The 16,754-nt window shown below is 60.8% G+C and carries 15 protein-coding genes; 8 read left to right on the top strand and 7 right to left on the bottom strand.

Annotated elements, in window-relative coordinates; all coding sequences use genetic code 11:
• Window positions 1–19 precede the first annotated feature (19 nt).
• On the bottom strand, window positions 20–769 hold the full coding sequence (gene tpiA / locus BBF93_RS08345) for a triose-phosphate isomerase (RefSeq protein WP_114105608.1): 750 nt from the start codon (window positions 767–769) through the stop codon (window positions 20–22).
• 88 nt (window positions 770–857) lie between these two features.
• Between tpiA and BBF93_RS08340 the strand changes: the two genes are divergently transcribed.
• From BBF93_RS08340 to lexA, 6 genes are all read left to right on the top strand, one after another.
• A complete protein-coding gene (locus BBF93_RS08340; RefSeq protein WP_114105607.1) occupies window positions 858–2,771 on the top strand; it encodes a peptidylprolyl isomerase in 1,914 nt (637 codons plus the stop codon).
• Window positions 2,768–4,192, top strand: coding sequence for an anthranilate synthase component I (trpE, locus tag BBF93_RS08335; protein WP_114105606.1), 1,425 nt, complete (start codon window positions 2,768–2,770; stop codon window positions 4,190–4,192). The genes BBF93_RS08340 and trpE overlap by 4 nt, the downstream gene beginning before the upstream one ends.
• Window positions 4,189–4,761 (top strand): aminodeoxychorismate/anthranilate synthase component II, encoded by a 573-nt coding sequence (locus BBF93_RS08330; protein WP_035599932.1) that lies wholly within the window; start codon window positions 4,189–4,191, stop codon window positions 4,759–4,761. Before trpE ends, BBF93_RS08330 begins: the two co-directional genes overlap by 4 nt.
• Window positions 4,758–5,783, top strand: coding sequence for an anthranilate phosphoribosyltransferase (gene trpD, locus BBF93_RS08325; RefSeq protein ID WP_114105605.1), 1,026 nt, complete (start codon window positions 4,758–4,760; stop codon window positions 5,781–5,783). Before BBF93_RS08330 ends, trpD begins: the two co-directional genes overlap by 4 nt.
• A 3-nt stretch (window positions 5,784–5,786) precedes the next feature.
• Entirely contained in the window at window positions 5,787–6,584 is a 798-nt protein-coding gene (gene trpC, locus BBF93_RS08320) for an indole-3-glycerol phosphate synthase TrpC (RefSeq protein WP_114105604.1), read from the top strand.
• 66 nt (window positions 6,585–6,650) lie between these two features.
• Window positions 6,651–7,334, top strand: coding sequence for a transcriptional repressor LexA (gene lexA, locus BBF93_RS08315; RefSeq protein WP_035599939.1), 684 nt, complete (start codon window positions 6,651–6,653; stop codon window positions 7,332–7,334).
• On the opposite strand, the gene BBF93_RS08310 is transcribed toward lexA, so the two are convergent.
• Window positions 7,315–9,438 (bottom strand): ComEC/Rec2 family competence protein, encoded by a 2,124-nt coding sequence (locus tag BBF93_RS08310; protein WP_162786481.1) that lies wholly within the window; start codon window positions 9,436–9,438, stop codon window positions 7,315–7,317. The two genes, lexA and BBF93_RS08310, sit on opposite strands and share 20 nt — an antisense overlap.
• 70 nt (window positions 9,439–9,508) lie before the next feature.
• Between BBF93_RS08310 and gltX the strand changes: the two genes are divergently transcribed.
• Window positions 9,509–10,969, top strand: a complete 1,461-nt coding sequence (gene gltX / locus BBF93_RS08305; protein WP_114105602.1) for a glutamate--tRNA ligase — start codon at window positions 9,509–9,511, stop codon at window positions 10,967–10,969.
• 48 nt (window positions 10,970–11,017) lie between these two features.
• Complete coding sequence (locus BBF93_RS08300) at window positions 11,018–12,322, top strand: citrate synthase (RefSeq protein ID WP_035599948.1); 1,305 nt, start codon at window positions 11,018–11,020, stop codon at window positions 12,320–12,322.
• Here BBF93_RS08300 and BBF93_RS08295 read toward each other — a convergent pair.
• The 5 genes from BBF93_RS08295 to BBF93_RS08275 are packed head-to-tail and all read right to left on the bottom strand — an operon-like array spanning window position 12,319 to window position 16,753.
• Window positions 12,319–13,479 (bottom strand): lipid-A-disaccharide synthase, encoded by a 1,161-nt coding sequence (locus BBF93_RS08295; protein ID WP_114105601.1) that lies wholly within the window; start codon window positions 13,477–13,479, stop codon window positions 12,319–12,321. The two genes, BBF93_RS08300 and BBF93_RS08295, sit on opposite strands and share 4 nt — an antisense overlap.
• Window positions 13,476–14,324: an LpxI family protein gene (locus tag BBF93_RS08290; RefSeq protein ID WP_114105600.1), complete on the bottom strand. Its 849-nt coding sequence runs from the start codon at window positions 14,322–14,324 to the stop codon at window positions 13,476–13,478. Before BBF93_RS08290 ends, BBF93_RS08295 begins: the two co-directional genes overlap by 4 nt.
• Before the next feature lie 4 nt (window positions 14,325–14,328).
• Entirely contained in the window at window positions 14,329–15,120 is a 792-nt protein-coding gene (gene lpxA, locus BBF93_RS08285; RefSeq protein WP_114105599.1) for an acyl-ACP--UDP-N-acetylglucosamine O-acyltransferase, read from the bottom strand.
• Between the two features lie 40 nt (window positions 15,121–15,160).
• Window positions 15,161–16,177 carry a UDP-3-O-(3-hydroxymyristoyl)glucosamine N-acyltransferase gene (gene lpxD / locus BBF93_RS08280; RefSeq protein WP_114105598.1) on the bottom strand — a complete coding sequence of 339 codons (1,017 nt, stop codon included), beginning with the start codon at window positions 16,175–16,177 and terminating at the stop codon, window positions 15,161–15,163.
• Between the two features lie 12 nt (window positions 16,178–16,189).
• Window positions 16,190–16,753, bottom strand: a complete 564-nt coding sequence (locus BBF93_RS08275) for an OmpH family outer membrane protein (RefSeq protein ID WP_162786480.1) — start codon at window positions 16,751–16,753, stop codon at window positions 16,190–16,192.
• Between the last annotated feature and the right edge of the window lies 1 nt (window position 16,754).

Here is a 16,754-nt window from a genome sequence, read left to right as displayed (position 1 = left end):
GTCAGCGGTTCCACACGACTTATTGCGCCGCCAGCCGGTAGATGGCGAGGAAATCGTCCGCCTTCAAGCTTGCGCCGCCGATAAGGCCTCCATTTACCTCAGCAACCCCGAGGATTTCCTCAGCATTTCCGGGGTTCATGCTTCCGCCATAAAGGATACGGGTGCCTCTGCCCGCTTCGCCGAACTGCTTTGTCAGCAGCTCCCGGATGAAGCCGTGAACCTCGGCGATCTGTTCTGAATTTGCCACGCGCCCGGTTCCGATGGCCCAGACGGGCTCATATGCCACAACAATTGTATCCGCAGCGCCTTCGGAAGGAATCGATCCGGCGATCTGTTCGGAAATAACCTTCAGAACATCTCCGGCATCTCGCTGCGCCAGAGTTTCGCCCACGCAGATGATCGGCGTGATACCGGCGCGAAGGGCAGCCGACGCCTGGGATGCAACAACCGCGTCTGTTTCACCATGGTCAGCCCGGCGTTCGGAATGGCCCACAATGACATAGGTGGCGCCGGCATCCTTGAGCATTTCGGCGGAAATATCGCCGGTGTGAGCCCCCTTTTCCTTCGGATGGCAGGTTTCCCCGCCAATTTTCAGCGCGGAGCCTTCTGCTTTCGCCGCAGCGGGATGAATCAGCGTGGCCGGCAGACACAGCAGGATTTCAGGCCCTGTCTGGGACGGCGCAACTGCGGCAGCCACCCGTTCGATCTCGGTGAGACTCCCCACCAGGCCGTTCATTTTCCAGTTTCCGGCGATAAGCGTGCGTGTCATGCGGCCTTCCCTCTCTTGCAAGTCATAAACCGGTCGCCTAGCAAGCTGTGAGCCACCCGGCAAACCCCAGAAATAAGAGAAGCGCCGTATGCTCGCACTTATGAAGAAGCTGACCCGTTCCCCGTTGGGGAAGCTGGTTCTGATGATTGTCGTTGTCGGTATGGCACTCTGGGGTGTGGATCAGATCTTCAGCCAGGTGCGCAGTGGCCTTGGCGCGAACATCGTAAGCGCCGGCACGCGCGGTCTCGAGCCGGAGGACCTGGATTTCCGCGTCGAAACGGTTCTGCGGAACATTAACGCCACAGCAGAACGCCCGATGAGCAAGTCTGAGGCCCTGGAAGAAGGCCTCATCGATCAGATCGTGGAAGTCGAGAAAGCCCGGATCACGCGTCTGGGCTATGGTGAAAGCATTGGGATCTCCCCGTCGCCCAAGGCGGTGGTGGAAGAGATGAACAGCATTCCGGCGTTCCAGAACCCGCTTACCGGGGAGCTGGACGCCGCCATCTTCCGGGATCGCATTGCCCAGCTGGGCATGACGCCTGCTCAGTTCGAGCGTCAACTGCAGGACGATATTCTTATCCGTGCGCTCAGCCGGGCCGCCGGCTCAGCAGTCTATGCGCCCGACATCCTGTCAAACATTCAGGCCCATTATCTCGGCGAAGCGCGCGAGGTGGCCTGGTTCCTGTATGACGCCTCCAAGGCCCCTGCCCCTGCCGCGCCCACCGAAGCCGATATCAAGGCTTATTATGATGAACATATCGAGCGCCTGAAACAACCCGAGCGGCGGGCGCTGGATGTGCTGCGCATGTCCACCGATGACTTTACCGGTAAGGTCGAGGTGACCGACCAGGAAGTGGCCACAGTATATGAAGCGACCAAGTCGGAGCGCTTTGCGGCGCCGGACCAGCGCACCTATGCCGAGCTGATGTTCCCGAGCCGCGATGCAGCGCGCACCGCTTTCGGCCTTCTGGCCGGCGGCGCCGATCCCAACAGCGTAACCGGCGCCAATTCCATTCAGATGCGGACTGCGAGAGCGGAAGAACTGTCCGACGCCGCGCTGCGGGACGCCATGTTCGGACCCGGCAAGCAGAGCGGCGCGATGTTTGGTCCGCGCGAAGTGAACGGCCAATGGATGGTAACGCGGCTGATCTCTGTTCAGCCCGGCGCCGTGAAACCGCTGGAAGAGGTTGGCGAGGAAATCCGCCTCAGCCTCGCTCGCGAGCGCGCTCAACTGCTGTTCTCCGCGGCTCTGGATACGCTGGATGAATCCCTGTCTGCCGGACATGATCTCCATCAAATCGCTGAGGACATCGGGGTGCCGGTATTCAGCATTGCCCCGATTGATCAAAACGGCATGACAGAGGATGGCCAAGGCATTTCGCTGCTGGCCGACGCCCCTGAAGCACTTCCCCAGGCTTTCCGCCTGCCGGAGAACGAAATCAGCAGCCGTTTCGACGTATCCGGTTCGGTGGTCCTCGTTTCTCCGCGCCGCATCGTTCCGGCCGCAACCCCGGAGCTTGAAGTGATCAAGGACCGCGTTCGCGCGATGATTGTCGCTGAGCGGGCTGCTAATGCGGCGCAAGCTGCCGTCGATGCCATCACCGACCGGATCCGCAGCGGCGCGCTGACGCTGGAAGCGGCGGCGGCACAGGCGGAAACCGAGGTTGATCGTTTGCCCGAACCCGTGTCCCGCGCCAACGCCCAGGCCATGGGCATCCCCGGACCTCTGATGCAGGCGACTTTCAACAACCCAGCAGGAAGTGTGATCAGCCTTCCGGCGGGAAGCGGCTCGATGTTCGCGATTCTCAAGGTGTTGAGCGTCACGCCGCCGAGCGCTGAGGTGCTGGCCAGCATGGGGGCGGCGTCTTCTGCAGATGTCACCAATTCGCTGGTATCCGACCTCGAAACGGCGGTGGATGACGAGATCCGCCGTGCCGTGAAGGTGCGGGAGAATGCGGCAGCGGTCGCAGCCTACAAGCGAACGATCACGGCAGCCCAATGACAGCGCGCCTGATCGTAAGGCGGCGCATCGGCGATATCGAAACGCCGGTTGGCGCCATGATGAAGCTTGGATCGGATGATCCGGGCAGCTTTCTGTTCGAGTCCATCGCCGGCGGCGAGCGGCTTGGGCGATATTCCTTCATTGGCCTGAAGCCGGAGGTTTGGTTCCGCATCAAGAACGGCGTGGCCCAGACCAGCCGGTCTGCAGATTTTGCGGACGCGCGCACACTGGCCGAAGCGCCGGTGGATGCCTTGCGGAAATTTGCAGAGGCCGCGCAGGCTGAAACCTCAGAGACCCTGCCCCCCATGGCCTCGGGCGCCTTTGGATATGTGGGTTATGACATGATCCAGCATGTCGAGCCTGTTTCGATCACAAAGCCCGATCAACTGGACGTGCCCGAAGCCCTGCTCGTTATTCCGCAGGTGATGGTCATCTTCGATCACATCTATCAGGAGCTTCTGCTTATCGGCCGAATTGGCGGAAGCGATGAAACAACCGTGAATGCCCTGCTGGACGAGGTTGAGGAGCGGCTGGAAAGCCTGCCGTCCCTGCCCCCGAAGGACGGCGTTGCGCAGCAGGTGTCACTGGTATCCGATACGCCGAAGGACCGTTATTTCGAAATCGTCGAGACCTGCCGGGATTACATCAAGGCGGGCGACATCTTTCAGGTGGTGCCAAGCCAGCGTTTCTCGGCGCCGTTCCGGCAGAAATCGATCAGCCTCTACCGCGCCCTGCGGCGGCTGAACCCGTCTGCTTTCATGTTCCATATCAATCTGGGCGATGTCCGCCTGGTTGGGTCGAGCCCGGAAATTCTGGTTCGCCTGCGGGAAGGCCGTGTCGCGATCCGTCCCATCGCCGGCACGCGGCCGCGCAGCGGTAATCCGGCGGAAGACGCCCTGCGGGCCGAAGACCTGCTGAATGATCCCAAGGAACGCGCCGAACACCTGATGCTGCTGGACCTTGGCCGGAATGATGTGGGCCGGGTGGCGGCCTATGGCTCTGTGGAAGTGACAGAGCAGTTCATCGTCGAACGCTACAGCCATGTGATGCACATCGTCAGCCATGTGGAAGGCAATCTGCGCCCCGGTCTGGATGCCGTGGATGCTCTGTTCGCCGGCTTCCCGGCGGGCACCGTCTCCGGCGCGCCGAAGATCCGTGCCATGCAGATCATCAACGAGGTCGAAACTCATCGCCGCGGCATCTATGGCGGCGCGGTGGGCTATTTCGGCTGGAACGGGGATCTCGATACCTGCATCGCTCTGCGCACTGCGGTGCTCAAAGACGGCATGCTGCACATCCAGGCGGGCGGCGGTGTGGTGCTGGATTCCGACGCGCAGTATGAGTTTGACGAGACCGTCCACAAATCCGGCGCCCTGAAGCGCGCTGCCGAACTTGCCGCAGCCTACGAGCACGACCAATGATCCTCGTCATCGATAATTATGACAGCTTCACCTGGAACCTCGTGCATTATCTCGAGGAGCTCGGCGCCCATACGCATGTCGTGCGGAATGATCAGCTGACGGTCGGAGAGGCGCTCGCCCTGAAGCCGGATGCCGTGCTGCTTTCTCCTGGCCCCTGCACGCCGAATGAAGCGGGCATCTGTCTTGATCTGCTCAAAGCAGCGCCGGACGCGCTGCCGATCCTTGGCGTGTGCCTCGGCCACCAGGCCATTGGTCAGGCATTCGGCGGCGCGGTGATCAGCGCCCGCGAAATCCGCCATGGCAAGATTTCCGAAATCTCGACCAATCAGACCGGTCTCTTCGAGGGATTGCCTGAGCGGTATCGGGTGGTGCGGTACCATTCCCTGGCGATCCGGACGGATGACCTTCCAGACAGCCTCATTGCCGACGCTTATACCGACGACGGAGAGATCATGGCCGTCCATCACAAGACCCGGCCAATCTACGGCGTGCAGTTCCATCCGGAGAGCATCCTGACCGAGCATGGCCATGCCCTCCTCAAGAACTTTCTCAAGCAGGTGAAACAGTGAGCGAAAGCGCTCTCAATTCAGCCATCCAGGCAATCGCGCGGGGCCTTCCCCTTGAAGAGAGCATGCTGGAAGGCGCTTTCGATGCGCTGCTTTCCGGCGAGGCGGCACCTGAAGAAGTCGGCGCATTTCTTGCCGGTCTGACCGTACGCGGAGAGACGGCCAATGAACTTACCGCGGGCGCCCGCATCATGCGGCGCCACGCCCGGCGCGTCAGTGTCGACGGCCCGCTGCTGGATACCTGCGGCACTGGCGGCCTGCCCTGGAAATCTCTGAACACCTCCACCGCGAGCGCCATCGTGATTGCCGCTTCCGGAGGCCGTGTCGCCAAGCATGGCAACCGGTCTGTGCCCCCCAAAACGGGCTCGGCCGATGTGCTCGAAGCGCTTGGTCTGCAACTTGAGCTGAGCGACACGGCTTTCAGGGCCTGTCTCGATCAGGCTCGCGTCGGCTTTCTCTTTGCGCGCAGCTACCATTCCGCCATGCGGCATGTGGCGCCAATCCGTCAGAAGCTCGGTATCCGCACTATTTTCAACCTGCTGGGTCCGCTGTCCAATCCCGCGGGCGCGGAATATTCCGTACTCGGCGTATATGATCGCCAGTGGGTTACCCCGATGGCCGAAGCCCTCAAGGCGCTGGGCACCCGCCGCGCATGGGTTGTCCATGGCCTCGCCGGCATCGACGAAATTTCGATTTCAGGGCCAACGGAGGTGTGCGAGGTAACCCCGGAGTCCGTCCGCCACTTCCAGCTGACGCCTTGTGATGCCGGTCTTCCGGTCCACCCGATCTCCGCGATTGAGGGCGGGGCGCCGGAAGAGAATGCAGCGGCCATCCGAGACCTGCTCGACGGACGCGAAGGCCCCTTCCGCGACATCGTTCTTTTCAACGCGGCGGCGGGTCTTCTGGTCAGCGGTCTTGTGCCCGATCTGCCCGCAGGCGTTGCGCGCGCCGCCGAAGCCATTGACAGCGGCGCGGCCCGCGAAACTCTGGACAAGCTTGTGCGCACATCCCGGGAGAGCGACTAGGCCATGAAAACTGCGCTCGACCGCATCATTGATTACAAGCATGATGAAGTGCGCGCCCTGAAAGCGGCGTGTTCGCTGGCAGATCTTGAGGCGGCGGCCAAGGCTGCGTCCCCCGTTCGCGGGTTCGCTGCGGCGCTGTCATCAGTCGCCGACGCAGGTCAGAATGCCCTGATCTGCGAGATCAAACGCAAGAGCCCTTCGGCAGGAGATATTTTGCCAGGCGCTGATCCAGTCGAAATTGCGCGGGATTATGAGCGTGGGGGCGCCGCCTGCCTTTCTGTGCTGACAGATATGCCGAGTTTTGGGGGAAACCTCGCAGACTTTGAAGCCATTCGCTCGGCGGTCAGCATTCCTATGCTTCGCAAGGATTTCATGATCGACCCCATACAGATCATTGAAGCCCGCGCCCATGGCGCAGACTGTATCCTGATCATCATGTCGGCGGTGGACGATAGCCTGGCGGCAGACCTGCATCATTGCGCAACGGATTTGGGTATGGATGTCTTGATCGAGACGCATGATGAAGAGGAAATGGAGCGGGCCCTGCGCCTCCCCTCGCCGCTGATCGGCGTCAACAACCGTGACCTCAAGCGAATGGTCACTGATCTGACCACTACCGAGCGACTCGCACCGATGTTGCCGGCCGGCCGCCACCTTGTTTCCGAAAGTGGCATTGCCGATCCGGAAAGCATCATCCGCCTGCGAAAGGTCGGTTCACGGCGTTTCCTTATCGGCGAGTGGCTGATGAAACAGGGCGCCTCGCGTTCCGAGCAGGTAACGCGCCTGAAACTCGCCTGTTGAGATTGACCCGAACCGGGAACGCTTGTAGAACAAAAGCGAACAGAGATTCGCATCGGGAACCGCTCCATGCTCACAACCAAGCAAAAAGAGCTGCTGCTCTTTATCAATGATCGCATCAAGGAAACTGGGGTTTCACCCTCCTTTGATGAAATGAAGGAAGCGCTTGATCTGGCTTCCAAGTCCGGCATCCACCGGCTGATCACGGCGCTGGAGGAACGCGGCTTTATTCGCCGGCTGGCAAACCGGGCGCGGGCGCTTGAAGTGCTCAAGCTTCCCGATTCTGCCATTCCGCCGCCGAATGCGCGTCAGCGGCGGGATTTCCGCCCGGCCCTGGTCACAAATCAGGGCGTGGAAACACCCCGCATCGCTGGCATGATCCCGCTCGTCGGCCGCATCGCGGCAGGGTCGCCCATCTCTGCCATCCAGCAGGACAATGGCCAGGTGGCGAGCCCGGGCGGGCTTCCGGAAGGCGACGATTATTTCGCGCTCGAGGTTCAGGGCGATTCGATGATTCAGGCCGGCATCCTCAACGGGGATACCGTTATCCTGAAGCGTACCAATACCGCGCAGACAGGTGACATCGTCGTGGCGCTGATCGATGGCGAGGAAGCGACTTTGAAGCGCCTTCGCCGCAAGGGGGCGTCTGTGGCGCTTGAAGCGGCAAACCCTGCTTTTGAAACACGCATCTTCGGGCCTGACCGGGTTGAGGTGCAGGGCCGTCTCGTTGCCCTTATCCGGCGGTACGAATAAGCCTCTCGAAATAATCCCGGGCGCCGCCTGAAGGCTGCGCCGAGCCATTCTCACTGCACCGGCGCCATGGGCGTTCGGTGCAGTTCTGTAATTGGACCACGTAAAGGTCTTCGTCTCGCGCATAGACGGTGATGCCACCCGCGTCTTTAGCCTCGCCCCAAGTAAAAGTAAGGTCGGCGCTGGCTTCGCCCGCTCTTAATATCTGGATACGGAGCGTGTCGGGGGTCTGCTCCGTTTCTGCTTTCTTTTTCTGCTCTACGGGGCCGAGGGTAGTGATACTCAGACCTGAAAACGAGGGGTACTCACACACTTGCAGGCCACACTCTTCCCTGTCGGGGGCTTCCGAGAAGCGGAGAGGCGGCAGGCCATCTCCATCGACAAATTCGAGGCGTGAGACCATGCCTTGTGTATCTGCGATGAACACATCGCCTGAAGCTGACCAATGAAGCACCACTTTTGGTGCCGTGCTCCAGAGCCAGATGGCCGGCGCCAGCAGGACAGCCCCGCCAAGCAAACGTGCCCAGCCTGCGAAAGCCATCATGGCGCCCAAAGCCAGCGACAGAAAAACCAGCGCCAGTGGCGGCATGGGAACGGACATGCGAATGACACCGGGCGAGAGATTGTAAAAATAATGCGTCATGTTCAGCACCAGCTCGAGCGATTGCCCCAGCAGCCGGAGCCCAAGTTCGGCCTGCCCGAACAGCGCCAGGATGACTGTAAGCGCGGCCGCCGGCGCGGTGACGAAGGTTACCACCGGCATGATGGCAAAATTCGCAAAGAGCCCCACCGGAGAAAGCCGCTCGAAGTGAAAGAAGGAGAATGGCGCGGTTGCCGCGTCCGACACGACAGATGTCATGATGATCGAAGCCCAGGCAAAGCCGATCGGCCCAAGAACACGCTCCCGGCTGGAGCGGTGATTTCGCCAGACCTCATAAGTGGCGATGAGGCCACCGGTGGCTGCGAAGGACATCTGAAAGCCTGGCGTCACCACGCTTTCAGGCTGCAGCAGAACGATGACGATCAACGCGATCGCAAAGGTTCGTAGACTGATGGCGGCGCGATCAAAAATTACCGCCAGGAAAACAATCGCGGCCATGATGAAAGCACGCTGGGTCGATACACTTGCCCCTGAGACGATGAGATAAGCGGCGCAGGTAATCAGAGCGACGACCGCAGCTATTTTCTGTACGGGCACTCGCAAGGCCAGCGGCTCTATGAGAACCAATGACCGCCGGATCAGGAAAAATGTCAGCCCGCCGACGATAGAGAGATGGAGGCCTGAAATGGCAAGAAGATGGGCGAGGCCCGTATCTCGCAAGGCGTTCTGGTCTTCAGTGCGCAGAAAGCTCCGGTCGCCGGCGATCAGCGCCGCCGCCAGCCCTCCCGCTCGTTCGCCAGCCGCTTCGTTGACATAGGATGCAAGCAGCCGGCGCTGGGCAGATACCCAGAGCGCGGCCTGATCCATCACATTGTCCGGCGCCCCGAGAACGCCGCCCCGGCAGCGCCCCTGCACATAGCCCACTGCGCCGAGCTTCTGGAAATAGGCTTGCCGCCGAAAGTCGTAATCCCCCGGCAAAGTCGGCGACGGCGGCGGGCGGAGCACCACCCAGCATCGCACAAACCGGCCCGAGGATACTTCAAGCCGTGCGCGGTGGGTCACCCGTACCAGTTCCGGCTGCTGGTCTGCCGGAAAGCCCGCGATGGAATGGACTTTGATTTTGAGGCGAGCCCCCTTTTCGCCAGGTTCGATGTTTGCGACCCACCCCTCCAGCATGACGGGGCGGGTCTCTGCGGAGATCACGGGCGCTTCCACCCGCCAGGTACGCAGAGCCGCCGCCGAAAAGCCAATGACTGTGCCAAAAACACAGACGGCGAGCGCATAGGTCAAGTCTGACCGGTGGAGCCAGCGGACCAGCAGAAACATTGCCGCCACCGCCCCGAAGAACGCGGCCACCTCAAGACGCGTAGGCTCAAATGGCACCGACAGGTAGGCCGCAGCGCCCGCGCACATGGCGAACGCCAGCAATAGCGGCCGGGAATCCACGCCAACAACGCTGGCCGTATCCCGCATGAGCTTCCGGAAGAAGCCGTCCCCCTCTTGCACTTCGCCCCGTCCTCGTGTTTGACCACCCCAACAGCGGCCACAGCGCCGGTCAATCGGAGCGTGCCACAGGATGTCCGTCGTTACTCGATTTGCCCCATCCCCAACGGGAATGCTGCATATTGGAGGCGCTCGGACGGCACTTTTCAACTATTTGTTTGCGCGCCGACATGGCGGGCGGTTTCTCCTGCGAATTGAGGACACCGACCGTGAGCGTTCCACGCAGGCGGCCACCGATGCCATTCTGGATGCCATGCAATGGCTGGGGCTGACGCCGGATGAGCCACCGGTAATGCAGTCTGCGCAAGTGGCGCGTCACGCTGCCGTTGCGCACGAAATGATCGCCCGGGGCACCGCGTTCAAATGCTATGTAAGTGCCGAGGAGCTTCAAGCCCGCCGGGACCTGGGCGAGGAGAAGCGCCTGGCAGCCCGTGAGGAAGGCCTCCCCGAAGCGGCGCGAGACGCTCTATTGGCCGAAGCATCCCAGCTTCTGGCCCCCTTCCGGTCGCCCTACCGGGATGGCGCGCCAGCGCCCTCTCCTGAAGCTCCCTTCACCGTTCGCCTGCGCGCGCCGGAAAGCGGCCCCCGCACCGTGGAGGACGGCGTGCAGGGCAGCGTTACCATTGATGCGTCAGAGATCGATGATCTGGTCATGCTCCGCGCCGATGGCACGCCGACCTACATGCTCGCTGTTGTGGTCGACGATCATGATATGGGCGTCACCCATGTCATTCGCGGTGACGACCACCTGCGCAACACCTTTCGCCAGGTGCCGATCTATGAAGCCATGGGCTGGGATGTACCCAAATTCTCCCATGTGCCGATGATCCACGGCAATGATGGCGCCAAGCTGTCCAAACGCCATGGGGCCCTCTCCACCACGGCTTATCGCGACATGGGCTACCTCCCAGAAGCCATGAAAGCCTACCTGCTCCGCCTGGGGTGGAGCCATGGCGACCAGGAGATATTCACGGACGAGGAAGCGATTACCGTGTTTGATGTTTCCGGCATCAACAAGGCCCCGGCCCGGTTGGACCTCGACAAGCTGGCCACGGTCAATGCACACTTCATTCGCCTGGCCGATGATGGGCGCCTGTTTGACCTGATTTGTCCGTTTTTGTCCGCCAAGGCCCCCCTCAGTGACAGCGAACAGGACCGGATTCGGGCGGCCCTGCCGCACATGAAAGATCGGGGATCAACGCTGATCGAACTGGCGGCGGCATTTGATTTCCTCAGGGTAAAGCGTCCCCTGGAGATGAATAAAAATGCACGTAAAGCCTTGTCTGACGAAGGGAAACTTCGTCTTAAGGGACTATATGATGAACTGCAGCGAATGTCGCAGTGGTCAGGCGCTAGCATTTCGGAAACGATAAAGTCATATTGCGCCGCAACAGGCCTATCGATGGGGCAGATAGGCCCGCCACTCAGAGCCGCACTTACCGGCGGACTTCCAGCACCGGACCTCGCGCCGGTGATGGAATGGCTCGGCCGGGAAGAGACGCTCGCAAGAATTGATGACCAACTTGCCAGCTGACACGCAAGTCGACGCCGGCCAACACAAATGGAACAGGGTTAAAGGCTGATGGAAAACAAGGTTAAAGACGCTGGAACGGCCAAACTTGAAGTCGGAGGAAAGACGGTCTCCCTGCCAGTGTATTCTGGCACGCACGGCCCGAACGTAATCGACATCCGGAAACTCTATGCGGAAGTCGATCACTTCACCCTGGACCCTGGTTTCACGTCGACCGGCAGCTGTGAAAGCCAGATCACCTTCATCGATGGCGATGAAGGCATTCTGCTCCATCGCGGCTACCCGATCGAGCAGCTGGCTGAAAAATCGAGCTATATGGAGCTCTGCTATCTCCTCCTGAACGGCGAGCTGCCGACCAAGGAAGAGTATGAGGCCTTCGGCAAGGATGTGCGCCAGCACACCCTGCTCCACACCCAGCAAGACCGGTTCTTTGACGGTTTCCGCCGTGACAGCCACCCGATGGCGATGCTCACCGGCACCGTTGGCGGCATGGCAGCCTTCTATCCCGGTGCCATGGGCAACGAGGATCCGGAAGAGCGCCGGCGCGATTCCATCCGCCTGATTGCGAAGATGCCGACCATCGCAGCGCGCTGCATGAAATACAATCTGGGCCAGAAGTTCGTCGATCCGCAGAATCGTCTGTCCTACTCTGAAAACTTCCTCAACATGTGTTTCTCGGTGACCGCCGAGGACTATGAGGTGAACCCGGTGCTGGCCCGCGCCATGGACCGGTTTTTCATGCTCCATGCGGACCATGAGCAGAACGCGTCAACTTCCACGGTGCGCCTTGTGGCTTCCTCTGGCGCCCACCCCTTCGCCGCAATCGCGGCCGGCGTGGCCAGCCTCTGGGGCCCCAGCCATGGCGGCGCCAATGAAGCAGCGCTGCGCCAGCTGCGCGAAATCGGTGACATCAGCAATGTTCCGGATTTCGTGAAGAAGGTGAAAGACAAGTCCAGCGGCGTGCGCCTGATGGGCTTCGGTCACCGCGTTTACAAGAACTACGACCCGCGCGCGAAAGTGATGCAGAAGACGGCTCACGAAGTTCTCGACGCCCTGGACCTGCGTGACCATCCGCTGCTGAAGGTGGCGATGGAGCTCGAGCGGATCGCCCTTCAGGACGAATACTTCGTTGCGAAGAAACTCTATCCGAACGTCGATTTCTATTCGGGCATCATCCTCGAAGCGATGGGCTTCCCGACCAAGATGTTCACAGTGCTCTTCGCTGTGGCGCGGACCGTGGGCTGGGTGTCTCAAATGAACGAGATGCTGGAAGACCCGACGCAGAAAATCGGCCGTCCGCGCCAGATCTACACCGGCGCCGCAATGCGGGACTACAAGCCGATGGATGGCCGCTAAGCGGCTCTGAATTCGTCCAGAATAGCCCCGGCAGCGAGAACCGCTGCCGGGGTTTCTTCTTTCAGGAGCCGCGTCAGCGCATGCCCCTGCGCTTCCCGCTGACACTGCAGAGCGCCAGGCTCCTTGATCCAGCTGATTGCCTGCGCGGCGATCATTTCGGGCTTTTGTTTCGTCTGCACGAACTCCGGCACCACTGCAGTATCGTCATTCAGGATGTTCAACAGCGTGATGTGCGTTTTCTTGTAAAACAGCCCGCGCGCCAAAGCCCAGGTAACCCAGCCTGTCTTGTAAGCGACGATCATCGGCGCGCCCTGCATCGCAACCTCGCTGGTCACCGTGCCGGAGCATGCCAGAACCACATCTGCCGCAGCCATCGCATCAAACCGTTGGTCGCCATCGGTCAGGACGGTGAACTGTTCTGACGCTTCCGGAAACGCTTCCCGAAAGGTCTGGGCGGCCGTTTCCGCCGGCTCGACAAAGAGGCGCGTCCCCGGCAATGCGCGCTTTACGAGCGCCGCAGCCTCCATCAGCGCAGGCGCAACGCGGGCAATTTCACTTGTCCGGCTGCCGGGCAACACGAGGAGCGCGGTGTCCCCGTCAGTCAGACCATGGCGGCGCCTGAAGCCCGCGCGATCCCCCTGCCCGCCCCGAGACAGCGCGGGGTTGCCGATCACGGTCGTCTTCAATCCGAAGGGTTCGTAATAGGGCACTTCAATGTCGTGCATGCAGAGCAGATGATCGACTGTCGCCGCAAGTGTCTTTGCGCGGCCTGGCCGCGTCGCCCATACTTGCGGACCGATCAGCTTGACCAGGCGGATGTGGGGCGCTTTTGCGCGAACCCTTTGAGCCAGCCGGAGCATAAAGCCCCACGAGTCCACCAGAACAACAACCTTGGGATCCGCCGCAACAATTACCTCTGTTGCCGCATCAGCCAATTTGACAACATCGCCATATGCCTTGATGCCCTCAAGAAATCCGAGGACGGACAGAGGGGATATGTCGATAGGCGAGTCGATGCCAATTTCGGCGAGTTGTTCCCCGCCAATTCCCTGTATCCGAAGATCTGCATCTGTGCCCCTGAGGGCCTCAATGACTTCACGCGCGAGAAGATCGCCAGAAGCCTCGGCCGCCACAAAATAAATGTCTGCGGCGCTCACGATACGCCCGTTTCAGGTGGAAAACCGTAGATGAAGACACCCAGTTCAGCAGCACGCTGCTCCATCCGTGCACGGTTGAGCATCAGGGCGCCGCCTGCCTCAATCGCAATGCCGGCGAGACCGGCTGCAGCAGCAAGCTCAACGGTAGATACACCCGTCGTAGGCAGATCAATTCGCCGCTCTTGAACCGGCTTAGGCCGCTTTGCGAGTACGCCGCGACGCGCCTGCTGCGTCCCCCTGATCTCAGCGGGCAGGCCAGCGCAGCGGCGCAGCATTTCATCGGTGCCTTCCTGCGCCTCGACGGCGAGGACGAGGCCGTCGCAGACGACACAGCCCTGCCCTATATCCAGCGTACCGGTCGCGGCCGCAACTTTCGCGGCCACCAATATATCCTGCATCATGGCTTCGGTGGGCTGGGGCCCTGCGATGAGCCCCACCGGCGCAAGAAGGCTGGCGTGAGCGACATCACTGCCGATCACGCGGAAGCCGTTTTTTTCAAACTCCCCGACCAGCACGCGCAGCAAGGCATCATCGCCCTTACGCGCTTCGGAGATTACCTTTGGCAGAAGCGAAAGTCCTTTGAAGTCGAGCTTCAGATTCTTGAAATCCGGCCGGCTGACATTGCCGGCGAAAACAACATCCGTGCATCCAGCAGCCTTCAGGCGGTCCATCACAGCGCCGATTTCTCCGAGGCCGACAACACTGCCTTCGAACTTCTCAAGCCGCGGTTCTTCGAACCCTTTGAGCCGCAGCACATATACGCCCTGCCCCGTAGAAACGGCGTTCTCCGCGATCGCGACCGGCAATTCCCCCAACCCCGCGATAAGACCCAATGGCGCCGTCATCGCGTCACGCCGGTTTGCAGATCGGGCGGTCTCCGCCCTGAAGAACAAAATTGATGAGTTCCATGGCCAGCGGCTTTCCAGCGAAATTCTGCGCCGCCTGGCTCAGACGAGCCTTGAACAGACCTTCTCCCTCAAACACAGCTTTGTAGGCCGCCCGGATCTCGTGAAGGTCTGCCTTGCTGAAACCCCTACGCTTCAGGCCAACGGTGTTAAGCCCAGAGAGCTTTGCGTGATTGCCGATGACAGAGCCGAACGGGATCACATCATCCACAACAATGGCGCCCCCCCCGATGAAGGCGTTCCGCCCGATTCTGCTGAACTGGTGAACAGCCGAAAGACCGCCAAACCAGACATTGTCGCCAACCTCGATATGCCCTGCGAGCGAGACGTTGTTCGCCATCACGACATTGTTTCCGATCTGGCAATCATGCGCGATGTGGGCACCGATCATGATGTAGCAGGACGCGCCAACCTTGGTGAGGCCGCCATGCTTGGGTATGCCGGAATGCGCGGTGGCATATTCGCGGAAGACGCTTCCGGCCCCGATTTCCAAGCGGGAGTCAGAAGTTTCTCGCATGCCCAGAACCTGAGGCCCGCACCCAAGGACAGCGTGTGGATAGAGCAGGCAGTTCTCGCCCAGCTTTGTATTTCCGACCACCGAGGCATGGGAAAGAAGTTCTGTGCCTGCGCCGAGCTCCGCCAGGGGACCGACATGACAGAACGGGCCAATGCGCACGCCGTCATGCAGAACAGCGCCACGTTCGACCACTGATGTGGGGTGCACCTCAACGCTCATCGCGAGGACCTTCCTGATTTTGGAACGGCGACGCCGTCCATCAACCGCTTTTCTTGGGATTGGCCTGTTTTTGCAACCATGCGACTTCTCGCATCCACTGACGGATCGGTTTGGCAGGGGTGCCGCCCCAGGTCTCCCCGCTGTCCACATCCCTGAAAAGACCAGCCGACGCAGCAAGGCTGACGCGCTCGCCCACCTGAACATGGTCGGCGATACCCACGCGGCCGCCAAGCATCGAGCCATCCCCGACACGTACAGATCCGGAGATGCCTCCAAAGGCAGCTACAATCACCCCGCGCCCCAGTATGACATTGTGCGCGATCTGGCAGAGATTATCGATCTTCGTCCGCTCACCGATGATCGTGTCTTCGAATACGCCTCGATCCACGCAGCTGTTCGCGCCGAGCGTCACATGATCCTGAATGATCACGCGTCCGAAGTGAGGCGCATCTTCCGCTCCACTGGGCCCGACCAATACGCCGAAGCCCGTTTCACCGATACGAGCCCCCGCGAGCACGGTGACATGATCGCCCACCAGAGCGCAGTGGATGGACGCATTTGCGCCTATTGTCGTGTTGCAGCCAATCTGGACGCCGGCACCAATGACTGCAGCGGGGCCGATGACCGCCCCTTCCCCGATGGCTGCGCCAGGGCCGATCACTGCACCGGGCTGAACCACAGCATCGGGATGGATTTGCGCCAGAGAAGAGATCGGCTCGGCGCCATAACCCGTCAAATGGCGCGGACGGAAAAGCGCGCTGGCAACAACACTATGCGCGTGCCGCGGAAAGGGCGTTTCCAGAACGGCCACGCCCTCCGGCACGAATGCCTTCATCGCCGGATTGGCAAACACGGCTTTGAGATGAGGGCTGAGGGTTGGCGGAGTTTTGCCGTCCCCATCCAGGAAAGCAATTTCGGCGGCCTTTGCATTGGCCGCCGAGGCTATTCCGGAAATGGCTAACCCAGCATCCCCTGTTAGCGTTGCTGTTGTCCGGCCGGCAATCTCTTCCAGCGTCAATGCCCCCAGCGGCGCATAGAATCGAGTGTCGACCGTCACAGCAATACCTTATCAGTTGCCGCCCTGAGGCGCTGCCGGCAGTTTCTGACGGGTGACGGCGATTGCCGCAGTCTTCGCGTCAAGCTTCTGGATCACGGCCGCTGTTGCATCGACCGCATCTGCGGAGAACACGACCTGACTCTTCAGGAGAACAACCTGGGCATTCTTTTCACGGATCACTTCGGTAAGAACCGGGTCAAGCGCATTGTTGAAATCAATGATGGCCTTCTCGGCAGTCATCGCATATTCGCGCTCAGCGATGGCACGCTTCTGGTTCAGATCGTTGTTCTTTTTCTGGAACGCAGCAAGCTCGTTCACGAGCGCTGTATCCGCAGCGATCGCTTCCCGGGTCTTGCCTTCGAGTTTGGGCTGAAGAGCCTTGACTTCGGTCTCGAGCGACTTGCGGGTGGGCTCCAGTTCGTTGTTGATCTGCTTCTCAATGTTCTGAAGCTTCGTCTGGATGTCCTTGCCAGCTTTGCTGTCGAGGAAAATCTTGTTGTCGTCGATGACCATGACCGTCGAGGTTTGCGCGTGCGCTCCTTGAACCGCCGAGACCGAAACGACCGCCGCCAGCATC

It is taken from the genome of Hyphomonas sp. CACIAM 19H1 (assembly GCF_003325995.1).
Classification (GTDB): Bacteria; Pseudomonadota; Alphaproteobacteria; order Caulobacterales; family Hyphomonadaceae; genus Hyphomonas; species Hyphomonas polymorpha.
Note: the sequence above shows the minus strand (reverse complement) of the source record. Positions and strands in the feature narration are given on the sequence as shown.